The sequence below is a fragment of the Pseudomonas monteilii NBRC 103158 = DSM 14164 genome, from assembly GCF_000730605.1.
Lineage (GTDB): Bacteria > Pseudomonadota > Gammaproteobacteria > Pseudomonadales > Pseudomonadaceae > Aquipseudomonas > Aquipseudomonas monteilii.
Genome location: NZ_BBIS01000027.1, coordinates 16,989 through 33,702 on the forward strand (window position 1 = coordinate 16,989; position 16,714 = coordinate 33,702).

At 55.3% G+C, this 16,714-nt stretch carries 14 protein-coding genes; 12 read left to right on the plus strand and 2 right to left on the minus strand.

The features are described 5' to 3' along the window. Positions 1–160: 160 nt before the first annotated feature. Complete coding sequence (locus PM2_RS15610) at positions 161–1,207, plus strand: hypothetical protein (protein ID WP_174442281.1); 1,047 nt, start codon at positions 161–163, stop codon at positions 1,205–1,207. Between the two features lies 1 nt (position 1,208). Here the strand turns inward: PM2_RS15610 and PM2_RS15615 are convergent, their stop codons facing one another. Beyond that, the gene (locus tag PM2_RS15615) at positions 1,209–2,939 is read right to left on the minus strand and encodes a hypothetical protein (protein WP_015272293.1); all 1,731 of its coding nucleotides are present in this window, start codon (positions 2,937–2,939) and stop codon (positions 1,209–1,211) included. Between the two features lie 455 nt (positions 2,940–3,394). On the opposite strand from PM2_RS15615, the gene PM2_RS15620 reads away from it, so the two are divergent. The 3 genes from PM2_RS15620 to PM2_RS15630 are packed head-to-tail and all read left to right on the plus strand — an operon-like array spanning position 3,395 to position 6,047. Beyond that, complete coding sequence (locus tag PM2_RS15620) at positions 3,395–4,510, plus strand: alcohol dehydrogenase catalytic domain-containing protein (protein ID WP_015272292.1); 1,116 nt, start codon at positions 3,395–3,397, stop codon at positions 4,508–4,510. A 51-nt stretch (positions 4,511–4,561) separates the two neighbouring features. Continuing rightward, positions 4,562–5,101, plus strand: coding sequence for a cupin domain-containing protein (locus tag PM2_RS31555; protein ID WP_015272291.1), 540 nt, complete (start codon positions 4,562–4,564; stop codon positions 5,099–5,101). Between the two features lie 28 nt (positions 5,102–5,129). Further along, positions 5,130–6,047 (plus strand): SphA family protein, encoded by a 918-nt coding sequence (locus PM2_RS15630; RefSeq protein WP_015272290.1) that lies wholly within the window; start codon positions 5,130–5,132, stop codon positions 6,045–6,047. On the opposite strand, the gene PM2_RS15635 is transcribed toward PM2_RS15630, so the two are convergent. Continuing rightward, positions 6,042–6,707 carry a GntR family transcriptional regulator gene (locus tag PM2_RS15635; protein WP_015272289.1) on the minus strand — a complete coding sequence of 222 codons (666 nt, stop codon included), beginning with the start codon at positions 6,705–6,707 and terminating at the stop codon, positions 6,042–6,044. The genes PM2_RS15630 and PM2_RS15635 overlap by 6 nt on opposite strands. A gap of 338 nt (positions 6,708–7,045) precedes the next feature. On the opposite strand from PM2_RS15635, the gene mhpB reads away from it, so the two are divergent. From mhpB to PM2_RS15675, 8 genes are all read left to right on the plus strand, one after another. Further along, positions 7,046–7,990 (plus strand): 3-carboxyethylcatechol 2,3-dioxygenase, encoded by a 945-nt coding sequence (gene mhpB / locus PM2_RS15640; protein ID WP_015272288.1) that lies wholly within the window; start codon positions 7,046–7,048, stop codon positions 7,988–7,990. Positions 7,991–8,013: 23 nt separating this feature from the next. Further along, entirely contained in the window at positions 8,014–8,871 is an 858-nt protein-coding gene (locus PM2_RS15645; protein WP_015272287.1) for an alpha/beta fold hydrolase, read from the plus strand. A gap of 12 nt (positions 8,872–8,883) precedes the next feature. Further along, positions 8,884–9,678 (plus strand): 2-keto-4-pentenoate hydratase, encoded by a 795-nt coding sequence (gene mhpD / locus PM2_RS15650; RefSeq protein WP_015272286.1) that lies wholly within the window; start codon positions 8,884–8,886, stop codon positions 9,676–9,678. A gap of 13 nt (positions 9,679–9,691) precedes the next feature. Next, positions 9,692–10,630 (plus strand): acetaldehyde dehydrogenase (acetylating), encoded by a 939-nt coding sequence (locus PM2_RS15655; RefSeq protein WP_015272285.1) that lies wholly within the window; start codon positions 9,692–9,694, stop codon positions 10,628–10,630. A gap of 11 nt (positions 10,631–10,641) precedes the next feature. Further along, positions 10,642–11,652: a 4-hydroxy-2-oxovalerate aldolase gene (mhpE, locus tag PM2_RS15660; protein WP_015272284.1), complete on the plus strand. Its 1,011-nt coding sequence runs from the start codon at positions 10,642–10,644 to the stop codon at positions 11,650–11,652. A 269-nt stretch (positions 11,653–11,921) separates the two neighbouring features. Continuing rightward, on the plus strand, positions 11,922–13,139 hold the full coding sequence (mhpT, locus tag PM2_RS15665; RefSeq protein WP_015272283.1) for a 3-(3-hydroxy-phenyl)propionate transporter MhpT: 1,218 nt from the start codon (positions 11,922–11,924) through the stop codon (positions 13,137–13,139). A 43-nt stretch (positions 13,140–13,182) separates the two neighbouring features. Continuing rightward, positions 13,183–14,451 carry an OprD family porin gene (locus PM2_RS15670; protein ID WP_028699237.1) on the plus strand — a complete coding sequence of 423 codons (1,269 nt, stop codon included), beginning with the start codon at positions 13,183–13,185 and terminating at the stop codon, positions 14,449–14,451. Between the two features lie 412 nt (positions 14,452–14,863). Beyond that, positions 14,864–16,615 carry an FAD-dependent oxidoreductase gene (locus PM2_RS15675; protein WP_015272281.1) on the plus strand — a complete coding sequence of 584 codons (1,752 nt, stop codon included), beginning with the start codon at positions 14,864–14,866 and terminating at the stop codon, positions 16,613–16,615. Positions 16,616–16,714: the final 99 nt, after the last annotated feature.

The window sequence follows — 16,714 nt, forward strand, 5'->3', positions numbered from 1 at the left end:
TGAAACGGCACTACGCACTGAATACGGTCCCGTATGTAAGCCTTGCAGATACTATTTCCGAACCGCCGAGTCCTGTGAAGTCTGCGGAAAGCTCTCTCAGCGGCTTGCTCGAAGTAAGGTGACTGGGTTGCGGCGGTGCCCAGGCTGCAGTGGTCCCGAGATGGCAACCTGCCCGACCTGCCGGCACTACAGGGTACTCGTCACTGCTGCTGATGGTGTCGCACGCTGCGAGACTTGCGCTTCCAATCCCGACCGTCCTTGTGAGTCCTGCGGCGCCCCCACACCGGCCGGGCGTGGCCGCAAGTGCGAAGAGTGTGCGTGGCAGAGCACATTCCAGAAGCGGTTAGCGATTAACGTCCAGGGTTTCAGTAGCGGTGAATTCGGCGAGCTCTTCGCTCAATTCGGGGCTTGGCTATTTGAAAGGGTTGGTGCCCAGAGAGCGGCACTGAGCATCAACGGTCATTACCCCTTCTTCCGGGCAATGGATGAAAGCTGGGGAGTGGTACCGAATTACGAGAAACTCCTACAGCATTTCGGTGCGGCAAGGCTGCGCAAGGCAGAAAATCCGATGCGCTTTCTTGCTGAGAAATGCTTGGTCACTGTTAATCCGATGCTGCGTGAGCAGTCTATTGAACAGGGCCGATTGGCTGCGATTCTAACCGAGCCACGCGATAGCTGGTCGAACCAGCTACTGGTTGAGTATTTGGATCCCCTGAAGGTGCGGGTGGAGCAAGGCAATACTGACCTACGTTCAGTTAGGCTGGCAGCTCGCGCCGCAGCAAATCTGTTGGAGAGTGCTCAGCTAGATCTAGGCGCTTTGCCAACGCAAAAAACGCTCGAGTCATTCTGGAAGCGATCGCCCGGACAGGTGGCGGCAGTTACAGGATTCGTTGGTCACCTGAATAGACGTCACGGGCTGGAGCTACAAGCGAAACCTGATGCTCGCTGGTTGTCCCACGCCAAGCGGCAAAAGGCCGAGCGCGAGTTGGTAGCGATGTTGTATGAATCCACCGACGAGGACTTCGAAGGACGCTGGATCGTGAAGGGTCTTGCGTATTTTCACGATGTGGCGAGGGTAAGCCGCAAAGCCTTGATCTATCAACCGCACGACTACCGCGGGGTTGCCGGGTACAACGTCACCCATAAAGGTGAAACGCTTTGGGTGCCTTCTGCGAGCAGCTACCAACGCAGCGTTCATTCCAATTGAGTCATTGCAGTACCACACCGATATCCTTGAAGACGTTGATCAGCCGGCTCCGATAGAACACTTTTGCGTCCTTCTGGTGGTGCTTGAAGATCTTCGTATCAGAAGGGAAGAACGACTCCATCCTCTTGAACCGTCCGACTTCGTAGCGGATTTGTGAGCACACCTTTTGAACGAAATCCTCGAATTCTGCCATCGACGTGACGTGTGACTTCATGAGCACACCTCGGTACTCAGGCTTTTCAGGCTTGATCGGCTGTATCTCGAAACAGAAATAGTTCTGTCCATCCACTTCGATGCGCAGCACCATCAGGCCGCGGCACTCGCCGGTTTTTTTGTCCAGGTAGACCCAGCTGGGAGCTGATTTGTCGTCAGGTTCCCAGTCCACTGTTGGCTGCAGCCGAATTGCCCGGGGTGGCCCTTGGTTTTGAAACTTCGGGGGCGTATACCAGTTCACCTTGGTGACCCGATCTGGGTTGTCCTCCATGATCGAACGGAAAGCGTTCCAGATGTCATAAAGGAAACCTTGCGTCTCCAGTTCGGCCTCGGGCGCATGCTCGAGCTTCCCAACATTCTTGCCTGCTCCGCTTCCATCTCCGGAAGAATGACTGCCAGCTTCTGATGGGTGGGGCCCGAGCCGACCACGGTCAGTTCTAATGACGTCCTTCGTTTTCTTAATGGAACGTTTCGACCCAATGACTCCAAAGGGTGGCGGTTTGACGACAATGATTTCCGAATGGCTGTCCGGGACAGTGTGGGAATTTTCATTGAGGAACTCATCGGCTTCAGCGGTTCGGACAGGCCTCGGTAGCACCAGCCGTCCTCCTTCTTTACCTTCGCTGCTATCAAACTTTTTGGTCTGCCATTCGATTTCCTCCCCATCCGGTTGGCTTGAGCGGCTCAGGTTTAGGCACAGGAATGTGTTGCCATCGTTCAGCCACCTGCCGCGACACTCAAGCTGCCCTTTACCTGTAAACCAAGGCGTTGCCTCCATGAAAATTTGGGCGCTGGGGTCTCTAGAGATGAACTGGGCATTCACGCGCCTGATTTGTTCATCTGCGTAGTCGTCGTACAGCAGGTGTGCGAGGAACACTGCGTCATAGCCGCGCATTTTCGCAGAAGGTTTTACAAGCCAACGGTGCGCGTCGCGTCGAGTGTCATCAAAGAGCACTGACTTCACATCCGACCAGCGCAAGGTAGCTAGAGCGCGGCAAACCTCCATGTTTCTGGCATAGGCGCGAATGAAGTACTCAGTGCAAGGGATGAGTAAGCTCTTGCCGTCGTCCAGCTTGAACCGAAGCAGTCGTGTCAGATCATGCTGGTACTGCAGGGGGTACTCATGATGACTGAAGATGTGGGCATTGCCCTGTTTGATGAGCTCCGCCCTTGAGGTGACCGACCAGCCGGTTTTTCCGAAGTCGACGTCGAAGACGCGAGTGGTTGAGGCAAGGTTCGTGTCGGATATGCACTTGCCGCTGCGCCAGATGGTGCCTTTCCGATAGTGCGGCAAGCTGCTCAACGGGACGATGGCTGAGGTACGAGGCCCAGGCTTGTCGTTGAACAACTGCCTGAAATGCACCTTGGCCAGAGGAATGGAGCGTGGTCTTGTGTTTTGTCGTATTGGGCCGTACCACCAAACGAGCTGGTCGCCTTGAAGCATCTTGACCTGGCTATCAGGGTGCCTGAGGTCAGCGCGGATGTATGAGACGTCTACACGTTCAACCAGCTCAACCAAACCGAAACTCCAATCATGTTAGATCGCCATCTTTCGGAGTCTACTCATTAACGACCTTGCTTGCGACGGAAAATAGGCGCCTGATTAATGGCGCGCTGCATTGGTCTTGCGGCGCTGCTCCGGTAAGGGTCGAACCCATACGACGCCTCTCTTGGCGTTGCCGACTGTCGCATGGGTACTTGCATGCTAGCATCCTAACATGCATCATCGGACTATAAATACAAACAAGCGGTGCCCATCATGGTCAGCATTGCGTGCGTAAAACCCCCTATCCCCAGGCTAGCCACGACTGCTCTCTGCCGAGTGCTCGCTGGCTATTCTTCGCGTTTCCATCCGCCTCTATCTCCACCCATCACTGAAAAAGAGCTCTGCATCGCGTAAGCGAATAAATCAGGTCTCTAGATCTGTGTGTCTGCGTTTTGGCCCCCGGCCTACTTGAAACAGGAAAATAAGAAATGAGCATGATGAAAGCTGCCCGACTGCACCAGGTTGGTCCGACCTTCCAGGTTGATTCGATCGACATCCCTCAGCTGCGTGCGCACGATGTGCTGGTGGAGGTGAAAGCGTGCAACCTAGTTCCTAACCTGCGTAACGTGATCGAAAGTTATCCGACCTGGTTCCCGTACCTCCCACTGCCTAAGCTTCCAGCGGTCTATGGCTTGGATGCCGCCGGCATCGTCAAAGAGGTCGGGCCAGGGGTTCATGGCATCAAGGTGGGCGATCGGGTTTATGTGAATCCTGGCCGCAGTTGCGGTTCATGCCATGCGTGCCTGCGCGGGCAGCACATTAACTGCACAGCCTATACCTTCCAGGGCTACTTCGGCTTTGGGCCAGGCTCACAAGAGATTTTCGAAGACTATCCGTATGGTGGCCTGTGTCAGTACATGACGGCTCCTGCGTCCGGCCTGGTGAAGCTGCCCGAGGCAATTTCCTTTGAGCAAGGCTGCCGGTTTGGTTACCTCGGGACTGCATATTCGGCATTGCGCAAAGCGGGCGTTTGCTCTGGTCAGTCTGTCTTGATCAGTGGCGCTTCTGGAACGCTCGGACTGGGTGCTGTGCTTTTGGCGCTCGCAATGGGGGCAACCAAGATTTTCGCGATGGCTCGTAACCATGAACTGCTTGAGCGAGTTCGCCAAATTGCTCCGGATCGTATCCTCACCCTCTCAGTCGGTGAACATGATATTGGCGACTGGGTACGAGAGAACACCAACGGTCTTGGTGCTGATGTATTCGTTGATGCAGTGGGGCCAGGTGCTCCTCACGAATTGAGCATTGATGGCATCAATGCGCTGCGCCGTGGCGGGCGTATGGTCGACATCGGTGGCATGTCTGAGGATCTGCCAGTACCGATGTTCAAACTCATGTGCTTCCAGATCAGCGTTATTGGCTCCTTGTGGTTCACGGTAGCTGAAGGTCAAGACATGGCCGAGATGGCCGCGGCAGGCACTCTTGACCTGTCAGTCTTTGATCAGGAGGTGTTCCCACTTGAGCGCGTTAACGAGGCCATGGATGCCATTGCATCTCGAAAAGGTGGCTTCACCAACTTTGTTATCGACCCTAGCCTGAGCTGAGCCGAAGCGCCGCTCGTTTGCGAGCGGCGCTGCTTTCAGTGGAGCCTGATCATGAAAGTAAGACGCGTTGTAGCGGGTACCCAGGGTGGAAAATCTGTTTTCCTGAGTGACGGCTTAGCTCCTCATACCTATGAGTATGAGCATGTGCCGGGTTTTGCGACCTCGCTCATTTGGGAGACCGCTTCACTTCCTGTAATCCCAGAAGGCTTAGTAGACCCAGTGCGAGAGTCGTCCACGTTACTGCCCAAGCCGGGAGAGACAAAATGTCTGGCAGTCAGCTTCCCGCCTGACTCGGTGTTTGGGTCTTCTGACTTTGACCCCAATGACGCAAACGCGGAGCAGCAGCGCAAGCTCCTGGGTCTATACGAGTGCTTCGATCCGGAGCGCCCTGGCATGCATGCATCGCCGACGATCGATTACGGAGTCGTTGTCAAAGGTCCGCTCATCTTGGAGCTTGATGACGGTGAAGTCCGAGAGCTTTCCAGTGGAGATGTTGTAGTCCAGCAAGGAAATGTCCACGCCTGGCGAAATCCGGGTAGTGAGCCTGCGCTTATTACATTTATATTGATCGGTGCCAATACCAAGCAGTAAACGGTAGACATTACATAGGATAATAAAAATGAAAAGTTATGTAGCTCGTGCCGGCTTAGTCGGTGCGATCGGATGTTCTTTGCTTGTGTCTTGGGACGTTAATGCCACCGAGAATGGTGACACAGTATGGCCGCTCGGGGTGCAAACAGTGCTGCCCGCGATTCTGCCGGCTCCAGGCGATACATCCCTCTACAGCTACACCGCCTATTACAAGGCTGATAGCTTCAAGGATAAGCATGGTGATTCGGCGATTCCGGGATTTAGTCTGGAAAATTTCATTCAAGCTGTGCGGGTAGTGCACACTTGGGATGCCAAATTCGACAGTGGCATTACGCTGAGTAGTGGTGTAATTGCTTCTGCGAATAAGATAAAAGTAGAGGCTTTTGGGAATAGCGATACCGATTCTGGGTTTAGACAACTGTATCTTACGCCGCTGTACATCGGTTACTCACCGTCTGAAAATCTGCACCTGCTTACGGGCTTCAGTGCTTTTGTCCCACTTGGGAACTACGATGGAAGCAAACTGGCAAACAGCCCAACCGGTAATGCGAGCTACACTCAGGAGTTCGATCTGACCTGGTTCCCGCACCCAGACTGGGAGGTCTCAGTAGCCCCCACCTTCACCATCAACGCAAAAAACGATGACACTGACTACCGGTCAGGGAACGTGCTGAACATCGACTATTTACTGGGATACAGACTGCAGTCGAACCCGAAGGTCCAGCTTGGTCTGGTGGGCTACTACACCAAGCAGGTCACCGATGATCAGTGGGATCACGGTGAGCTGGATGATGGAAATCGCCTGCGCAAATTTGCTATCGGGCCGCAGATTTTTTACGCCTTTGACCAAACCTCTGGGGTTGTCTTGAAGTGGATGCGCGAGACCTCCGTTAGGAACGGTCCCAAGGGTGATTCTCTCTGGCTGGAGTTCGCTTTTCCTCTATGAGGCAAGCTTCGCGTCGGCAGACATTTTAGAAGCCACATCCCGCGCAACGCTATGAATATGGCTCGCAGCCGCTTCGGCTGCGGCCTTTTTGTTTCTAGTTTTCAGCGCTGCAATAATTCCATCGTGCTCATCTGTCGCTGCGCCCAGGTGTACTTGAAAGCCGCAAGTCTGGACGATGAAGAAGTCGGACAATTCAAAGTTCGCAATTTGACGGGCCGAAAGGATGGGAGACTTAGCCATGGAGTGCAGCAGTCGATGGAAGTCGACATTGAGCGCGCGATAGCTTTCGGATGCGTCACTGTGCTGCGGATTGATACTCCTGATTTTGTCGTTGATTTCGGTCATTCTCAAGACTTCTTCGGGCGATCCGCGCTCGGCTGCAAGCCCGGCAATGAGTGCCTCGTTGTTTGCGAACATCTCGTAGAAATCGTCAACCTCCAACTGAGTAGGGTGTACCACTTCGCATCCGACCTGGGCCGTGATCACCACGAAGCCCCTTTCTTGCAGGCTGTTCAGTGCAGTCATGATCGGCTGGCGGCTGACTCCGGTCTCTTCACCAATTTCCTTGACCAGAATCTTTTGCCCGAACTCATATCGGCAAGTGAGTAGGCGCTCCAAGATATGTTGGTAGATAGCGGTCTTTTTATTTGCCACTTGCATTCGAGTCGAATTCCCAGGTCGGTTGTTGCGAATTGATGTCAGGATCAGGCTTACATTCTAGCATTTCTGATAGTAAACCAGATTTCAGTCATTTTCGCTGTTGTCGCTCGTCGGCGGGCTGCTCTCGTTCTGGTGCTGGGCGGTCGATCACAGAGCGATGAGCGGGCCTTGTTGTACTTGCATGCTAGCATTCTAGCGTGCATGATGATTGGGCAGACAACAACAAATCTACCTGCATGGCGTTATCCCGCCGCCTCATGGGCGTATCAGGGTTCCGCTCATGCCGTCCCAGTGCGAGGCGGCCTGCACTGGGGCATCGACGTAAAGGTTCCGTACCGATGAACGCTTACCTACATTGCCTGTCGCACACCCCCCTTATTGGGCATTTCGACCCAACCCAAGACGTGCTGGATGAAGTGGCCGAAGTGGTTCGGGCCGCTCGAGCGCGGATCGAGGCCTTCAACCCAGAGCTCGTGGTGCTCTTTGCGCCTGATCACTACAACGGCTTTTTCTACGACGTGATGCCGCCTTTCTGCTTAGGTATGGCCGCGGAAGCTATCGGCGATTTTGGTTCACTTGCCGGCACGCTATCTGTACCCAAAGAACTTGCCGAAGCCTGTGCTGAATCTGTTCTGACGTCGGGAATCGATCTGGCCGTGTCCTACAGGATGCAGGTCGATCATGGCTTCGCTCAGCCACTTGAGTTTCTGCTCGGCGGCCTGGACAAATATCCCGTTCTTCCTGTTTTCGTGAACTGTGTGGCACCACCTCTGCCGACGTTTGAGCGTGTCCGGTTGCTCGGTGAAGCGATTGGCCGCTTCACCCGCGGGCTCAACAAGCGGGTGCTGTTCTTGGGCTCGGGCGGGCTGTCTCATCAGCCCCCAGTGCCAGAGTTGGCAAAGGTCGATGCACGCATGGCCGACCGGCTGATGGGCAGTGGTCGGGATCTACCGCCTGAAGAGCGCGATGCCCGTACTCAACGAGTCGTCGTGGCTGCTGAACGATTTGTTGAAGATCAGAACACCCTTCATCCACTGAATCCCAAGTGGGATCAGTACTTCCTGGATGTCGTTGAGCAGGATCTGGTGAGCCAGCTTGATGACCTCAGTAACTCCCATCTCTCGGAGCTGGCCGGCAAATCGACGCATGAGGTCAAGGCCTGGGTCGCTGCGTTTTCGGCCTTGGCGGCTCACGGCGCCTACACCGCTACCGACCGCTACTACCGACCGATTCCTGAGTGGATCGCAGGCTTCGGCTCTATCAGTGCGCACACCCAGCGCTAATACACCTTCACGGAGACTTAATCGTGACTGCAATCACTGAAAAAGAAACCAGCAAATTCGTTCGCATCCAGGATGGCGATCTGGATTTGAACATCCACTACAACGACTGCGGTGAAGGCAAAGAAACCGTTGTGATGCTCCACGGCTCAGGTCCTGGTGCGAGTGGCTGGGCCAACTTCAATCGGAACATCGAGCCACTGGTAAACGCCGGCTTTCGCGTCATCCTGATGGACTGCCCAGGTTGGAGCAAAAGCGATTCGATCGTGAGCACCGGCTCTCGCTCTGATCTGAACGCCCGCGTGCTCAAAGGTCTGGTCGACAAGCTCGACCTGGACAAGATTCACATCCTCGGTAATTCCATGGGGGGGCACACCGCAGTTGCCTTCTCTCTGACCTGGCCAGAGCGCGTTGGCAAACTGGTTCTGATGGGAGGCGGTACGGGCGGTGTGAGCCCGTTTGTGCCGATGCCAAGCGAAGGCATCAAACTGCTCAATGGCTTGTATCGCGAGCCTACGATCGAAAACCTCAAGAAGATGATGAGCATCTTTGTCTACGACACCAGCGATCTGACTGAGGAGCTGTTCCAGACGCGGTTGGACAACATGCTGGCCCGCAAAGACCATCTTGAGAATTTCACTGCAAGCCTTGCCGCCAACCTGAAGCAATTCCCGGATTTCGGCCATCGCTTGGGTGAAATCAACGCAGAGACCTTGGTTATCTGGGGGCGTAACGACCGTTTCGTTCCACTCGACACCGGCCTGCGCCTGGTTGCTGGCATCCCTAACTCCCAGCTGCATGTGTTCAACAAGTGCGGACATTGGGCGCAGTGGGAGCACGCGGACACCTTTAACCGCATGGTTCTTGATTTCCTTACCCACTGACCGAGGTCACGCATGAACACTTCACAAGAGACCCTTGAGCGCTTAGCGGCTGAGCTGCGCAAAGCTGAAGGAAAGGGCGAACCTGTTGGGCCACTGCGTGACGTCATCGGCGCCACAAATGTGGAGCATGCCTATGCGATTCAACGTTTGAACCAGGCTTATGCCATTGCCAATGGCCGGCGTCTGGTGGGCCGCAAAATCGGGTTGACCAATCCAAAGGTTCAGGCCCAGCTCGGTGTGGATCAACCGGACTTTGGTTGCTTGTTTGCTGACATGGCCTATGGCGATAACGAGGTCATTCCATTTGAGCGCGTCCTTCAGCCGAAGATCGAGGCTGAGATCGCATTAATCCTGGAGCGTGACCTGCCGAGTGCATCTACCACGTTTGCAGATGTCATTGCTGCAACCGGCTGGGTTGTCCCAGCACTGGAAGTTGTCGGCAGCCGCATCGAAGGTTGGAACATCAAATTCGCTGACACCGTGGCTGACAACGCTTCTAGTGGCTGCTTCGTCTTGGGCGGTCCAGCTCGGCGTATCGACGGGCTCGACCTGCGAGGCGCGACCATGCGCATGTCCAAGAACGGTGAAGTCGTGAGCTCTGGCAGTGGCGGTGAATGCCTGGGTAATCCGCTGAATGCTGCTGTATGGCTAGCCCGCACCATGGCCGAGTTCGGTGAGCCTCTCAAGGCCGGTGACATCATTCTCACCGGAGCCCTGGGACCGATGGTAGGTGTCAGCGCGGGTGATCATTTTGAAGCCGAAATCGAAGGCCTTGGCCGAGTCGGCGTGTCGTTCAGTGTCGTGTGACGGAGGTTTTGAAATGACTACCAAACGTAAAGTTGCCATCGTTGGCTCCGGAAACATCGGCACCGATCTGATGATCAAGATCTTGCGTAATGCCGAGCACTTGGAAATGGCAGTGATGGTCGGTATTGATCCCGCCTCAGATGGCCTGGCCCGTGCCGGTCGTATGGGCGTTGCGACAACCCACGAGGGTGTTGCGGGTCTTGTGAAAATGCCGGAATTCGCTGATGTCGATTTCGTGTTCGATGCCACTAGCGCCGGTGCTCACGTCAAAAACGACGCGCTGCTGCGAGCAACCAAGCCTGGCATCCGGGTGATCGACCTGACTCCCGCGGCTATTGGTCCATACTGCGTTCCCGTCGTAAACCTTGAGCAGCACGTCAACGCTGAGAACCTCAACATGGTCACCTGCGGCGGCCAAGCGACCATTCCCATGGTGGCTGCTGTATCGCGCGTCGCCAAAGTGCATTACGCGGAAATTGTTGCATCGATTGCCTCTAAATCCGCTGGTCCAGGTACTCGAGCGAACATCGACGAGTTCACTGAAACCACCTCGAAGGCCATCGAGGCGATCGGCGGTGCGGCAAAGGGTAAAGCCATCATCATCATGAACCCAGCGGAGCCGCCGTTGATGATGCGTGACACTGTGTATGTCCTTTCTGAAGCAGCAGACCAAGACCATGTTGAGGCCTCCATCGAAGAGATGGTTGCTGCGGTGAATGCTTATGTACCGGGCTATCGGTTGAAGCAGAAAGTGCAGTTCGAAGTGATCCCGGACACGGCGCCGCTGAACATCCCAGGCCACGGCGAATTCAGCGGTCTGAAGACCTCTGTGTTTATCGAGGTTGAAGGGGCTGCCCATTATCTGCCGGCGTATGCGGGCAATCTCGACATCATGACTTCTGCTGCGTTGGCGACTGCTGAACGCATGGCACAGTCGATGAGCCAGGCCTGAGGAGCGCAGTTATGAACGGTAAAAAGCTCTACATCTCCGATGTGACCCTGCGCGATGGCATGCACGCCATTCGCCATCAGTATTCGCTGGACCAGGTGCAAGCAATTGCTCGCGCGCTTGATGCTGCCAAAGTGGATTCTATCGAAGTGGCTCACGGCGATGGCCTGCAGGGTTCCAGCTTCAACTACGGTTTTGGTGCGCATACCGACATCGAGTGGATTGAAGCCGCTGCTGATGTCGTCAAACACGCCAAGATCGCGACCCTGCTGCTTCCTGGTATCGGTACTCTGCACGATCTCAAAGCAGCTTATGCGGCGGGTGCTCGGGTGGTTCGTGTAGCCACCCATTGCACCGAAGCTGATGTGTCGAAGCAGCACATCGAATATGCCCGTGAGCTTGGGATGGACACGGTCGGCTTCCTCATGATGAGCCATATGCAGACCCCTGAAGGTCTCGCCCAGCAGGCGAAGCTGATGGAAAGCTACGGTGCCACCTGCATCTACGTCGTGGACTCAGGCGGTGCGATGAACATGGAGGACATCCGCGCGCGCTTCCGTGCCGTCAAAGCTGTTCTCGATCCAGCTACCCACACCGGCATCCATGCCCACCACAACTTGAGTCTCGGTGTTGCCAACTCGATCGTTGCCGTCGAAGAAGGGTGTGATCGGATTGATGCCAGCCTTTCCGGTATGGGCGCCGGTGCAGGTAACGCCCCGCTGGAAGTATTTATTGCGGCCGCGGACAAGCTGGGTTGGAACCACGGCACTGATCTCTACGCCCTTATGGATGCTGCAGATGATCTGGTGCGTCCACTGCAAGATCGCCCAGTGCGCGTCGACCGTGAAACCCTGGCTCTGGGTTACGCCGGCGTGTACTCCAGCTTCCTTCGTCATGCGGAGGTAGCTTCGGCTCGCTACGGCATTAAGGCTGTCGACATTCTCGTTGAGCTTGGCAAGCGCCGGATGGTCGGCGGTCAGGAAGACATGATCGTTGACGTCGCCCTGGATCTGCTGAAGCGCTGAGGTTCGCAGACAGCTCCACGCAAGCTGTCCGCAGCGATGCCCCCTTCCTTCAGGGAGGGGGTTTTAAGCACAACAATAAGAGAGCTTAACAATATGAATGCCTTGCCAAAGTATCGTCGTCAGCACCCCAGAATACGCTGCGCGTATTTGAGTGCACCTCTCACATTGTGAGTGTCTGATGAGCGTCTTTTCGCTTACCTGACTTTCCAGCGTTTCACACCAATCACTTTGTGTTCCGAAGTTTTCTGAGAGCTTTGGAAGGGGTTGCTATGACTGACAAAACGGATAAGACCAAACTCTTCATCACTATCGCACTGTGCTTTCTGGTTGCCTTGATGGAGGGCTTAGACCTGCAAGCACCGGGAATCGCAGCGCATGGTATGTCTGCCGATTTCGGTCTGGACAAACTGCAGATGGGTTGGGTTTTCAGTGTCGGCGTTCTCGGCATGCTGCCGGGGGCCTTCATTGGCGGCCGACTTGCCGACCGATACGGTCGAAAAAAAGTGCTCATCGTGTCGGTGGCACTATTCGGTGTGTTCTCGCTCGTCACGACAATCGCCTGGAGCTTCAGCGCGCTGCTGTTTGCTCGGCTAATGACCGGGGTGGGATTGGGCGCATCGCTGCCAAACCTGATTGCCCTGGCTTCTGAGGCAGCTGGCGAGCGCATGCGTGGCACTGCTGTTAGCTTGATGTACTGCGGTGTTCCGCTGGGTGCGGCCTTGGCTGCAGCCATTGGCCTCCTCGATTTTGGCGTAGGCTGGAAACTTGTTTTTTACGTCGGCGGAGTTGTGCCTCTGGTTATCGTCCCGCTGCTGCTTCTCTATCTCCCTGATTTGTACAAGCAGGCAAATGCTCAAGTCGCTTCGACCGAAATCCCTACTACCAAGAGCATTTTGGTTGACGGTGGAACGCTCAAAATCACTTTGCTGTTATGGGTTAGCTTCTTCTTCACCCTCATGGTCACCTACATCCTGATCAACTGGCTGCCGAGCATTTTGATCGGGCAGGGCTTCAAGCCGAGCGAGGCAAGCATTGTCGTATTGTCCATGCAGTTAGGTGCTGCGGTGGGGACCCTGATGTTGGGTGTCGCCATGGATCGGCTTCCGATCTGGGCCATGTCAGGGTTGGTTTATGGCGGCATTCTTGTTTCCCTGGCGTGCCTGACTGCTGCTATCTCCCTGCCAGCCATGATTGGCGCAGGCTTCCTCGCGGGGATCTTCACAACTGGCGGGCAATGCGTGCTTTACGCGCTCGCACCTCAATTCTATCCCGCCAACGGCCGCGCAACCGGAACCGGTGCAGCAGTGGCCGTTGGCCGGGTAGGTGCGATGGCCGGGCCTCTCGTGGTAGGGAAAATGATGGTTCTCGGTGCAGGAGCGAGCGGTGTCATGCTGGCTTCTGCACCTGGAATCGTGCTCGCCGCCATCTCGTTGTTCTATCTGTCGTCACTAAAAAAAAGCCCTGAGCTGAAAGCTTCCGTGGTTTGAACCTCTCCAGCTTCACCAACAAGAACAAAAAAGAAGACACGACATGAGCAGATCTAGAACTGCAGCCCTAGCAGGCTTGCTTGTAGCACAGGCGACTTCCATCCAGGCGGCGGGATTCATCGAAGACTCGAAAGCCAAGGCCACCCTGCGCAACTACTACTTTGACCGCAACTACATCAACGAGACCCCGCAAGCTGCTGCCCGGGAATGGGCCCAAGGATTCATCGTCAATTTCTCTTCCGGCTTTACTGACGGGCCGGTGGGCTTTGGTATGGATGCTCAAGCCATGATGGGGTTACGACTGGACTCGTCGAGTGATCGGGTCGGAACGGGTCTGTTGCCTTTTTCGGCTAGCACCAGAGAACCAGCCAGGGATTATTCCGAGCTGGGTTTGACAGCCAAAATGAAGATCTCCAAGACCGAGCTTCAGTACGGTACCGTCAGTACATTTCTGCCAATTGCCTTCGCGAGTCCAACCCGTCTGCTGCCGCAGACCTTCCGTGGCACCTACCTACGTTCGCAGGACATTGATGGCCTGTCGCTGCATGCTGGGTGGCTTGACCGAATCAACCTGCGTGACTCGACTGACTACCAGAAGATGCGGGTAGCGGCACCTAATGGCCGCTTCAATGGGGCAGCTGAATCTGATGCATTCTATTTCTTGGGAGGCGATTACGCGTGGTCGAAGAACCTTACCCTCAAGTACTACTACGCGCAGCTTGAAGATATCTACGACAAGAACTACGTCGGCTTCGTGGACAACCGCGAAATCGGACCTGGTCGATTGACCTCTGATTTCCGCTTTTATGATTCGCGCGAAGACGGTGCTTCGAAAGCTGGGAAGGTAGACAACCGGAACACCGCGTTGATGCTCACCTACCAGCTGGGTGGGCACCGCTTGGGCGCTGGATACATGCAGTTAACCGGTGACACGGCTATGCCTTATCTTTTTGGCACCGAGCCTCTTGTTATCACCGAAGGCACGTTGAACTCGGAGTTTCTCAATCCCAAGGAGAGAAGCTGGCAGGTCAAATATGACTACGATTTCGTGGGCGCCGGCCTCCCTGGGCTGAAGGGAATGCTCCGCTATGTCAGTGGTGACAACATTGATCTGCCAAAGCTAGGGGGCAGCAACCTGAAAGAGACAGAGAAAGACGTTGAGCTCTCATACGTGATCCAGAGCGGTACCTTCAAGGACGTCGCGTTCAGGGTAAGGCACGCCTGGTACCGCAATGACTTCGGGCCGGGGGCCACCCACCGAGATGACAACGAACTGCGCGTAAACATCGATTATACCTTTGCCCTTTGGTGAAGCTTGCGTAGACCCCTCCTACGTGCGACACCCTTTAGCCACGTGCTCACGCCGTGGCTTTTTTTTGAGCAATCTCAGGGACGAAAGGCAGTGAGGGATGATTGCGACGGGATTTCTTGCATGCTAGCATGCAAGCATGAACTGAGTGTTCTGCCTAGACCAAGCTCAACAGACACTCTGATGGCCTGAAAAAAAATACAAGATCAGGAGGTACCATGAATCACCCATCCCCCATCCGGTCCACTCGGCCCCGCGCGCGGCTGAAGTAGGACGCGACTCTCCCTATAAATCTACCTCTCGAATGGCCACTCGGCGGCAACCGCTTGCCGGGCGAACTTCGGGATCTGTCGGACGTGTTCCGGGCTTGCGTGCAAGTTCTGAGCGTCACTTTGTAATGCCTGGAGAATAAGAAATGACTACCTCCAACAGCTTCGATACCGATGTTCTGGTCATTGGTACCGGCCCCGCAGGTGCAACTACTGCCTTGGCACTCGCCACCTACGGCATTCGAGTCAAAATGGTCACCATGTTCAACTGGTTGGCGAACTCCCCACGAGCGCACATCACGAACCAACGTGCCATGGAAGTTGTGCGCGATTTGGGCCTGGAAGACGAGGTGGTGAGAGCTGCTACCCCATGGGATCAGATGGGTGACACGTTGTTCACTACAAGCCTGGCGGGTGAAGAAATCGCTCGCATGCGTACCTGGGGTACCGGCGACAAACGCAAAGGCGATTACGTCCAAGGTAGCCCCTGCACCATGCTGGATCTGATCCAGCCGGAGATGGAAGCGATCCTGCTCAAGAACGCTGCAGCTCGTGGTGCACAAGTCAGCTTCAACACCGAATATCTGGGCCACGAGCAGGACGCTGAAGGTGTCACCGCTCGGATGAAAGACGTGCTCACTGGTGCTGAATATCAGGTGCGAGCAAAGTACTTGGTCGGTGCCGACGGAGCTAACTCCAAAGTTGCCAAAGAAATTGGCCTGCCGATCGAAGGCGAGATGGCTCGTGCAGGTACTGCTTATGTGATCTTCAATGCCGATCTGAGCAAGTATGTTCAGCATCGACCCAGCATTTTGCAGTGGATCGCCACGCCCGAAGCTGGCTTTGGGGAAATCGGCATGGGTCTGCTGCGTGCTATCCGTCCGTGGGATCAGTGGATTGCCGGCTGGGGCTTCGACATGACCAAAGGCTCCCCGGACCTCTCGCCAGAAGCGGTTCTGAAGAAGATTCGCTTATTGGTTGGTGATCCAAATCTGGAAGTACAGATCGAGCGTATGTCGACCTGGTACGTCAATCAGGCACATGCCACCGAGTACTCGCGAGGCCGTGTGTTCTGTGCCGGCGACGCGGTTCACCGTCATCCGCCATCCAGTGGTCTGGGATCGAACACCTGCATGCAGGACGGTTTCAACCTCGCGTGGAAATTGGCCTATGTACTTCAAGGCTTCGCAGGCCCAGAACTGCTTGGAAGCTATACGGCTGAGCGTGCGCCAGTAGGCAAGCAGATTGTGGCGCGTGCGAACCAGTCGCGTAAGGATTATGCGTTGTTGAAGGAATGCTTCAACTTCGGAAAGGGTGTCGACACTGTCGCCAAGCTTTTGGAGCGCATGCGTGATCCAAGTCCAGCTGGGGTCGAGGTCCGGATGAATCTGCAGAGCGCGCTCGAGATCAAGAGCCGCGAATTCAACGCCCAGGGTGTTGAGTTGAATCAGCGCTACCAATCCTCAGCCGTGATGGCAGACCCAAGTGATGGCGAAGAAGTATGGGCTCGCGACAAAGAGCTCTACCTACAGGCGACGACTCGTCCTGGCGCCAAGGTCCCGCATGCTTGGCTGGTGAATGAGACTGGTCATCGAGTCTCTACGCTCGACGTAGTGGGTAAAGGGAAAATGACGCTGATCACCGGTCTTGCGGGGCAGGCATGGGTGGATGTTGCTAAGCGTCTGGACTTGCCATTCCTCAACATCGTTGTCACCGGCGCCAAAGGTACCGCAGATCTGTACTGTGATTGGCAAGCTGTACGTGAAGTGCATGAGGCAGGCGCGATTCTTGTGCGACCTGATGGTTATGTAGCCTGGCGCCAGAGCGATGCCGTTTGGTCTGTTGAAGAAGCCGAAGCTCAGTTGCAGCAAGCACTTCGAAAAGTCCTCGGAAAGTAATTGCTCAAAGGCCCGGTAATCTGCCGGGCCTTTTTTCATCTGAGGAATGACTCCTCAGGCCTAAAGAAAGCCGACCCCCCGTGTGATATCACGCCCCTA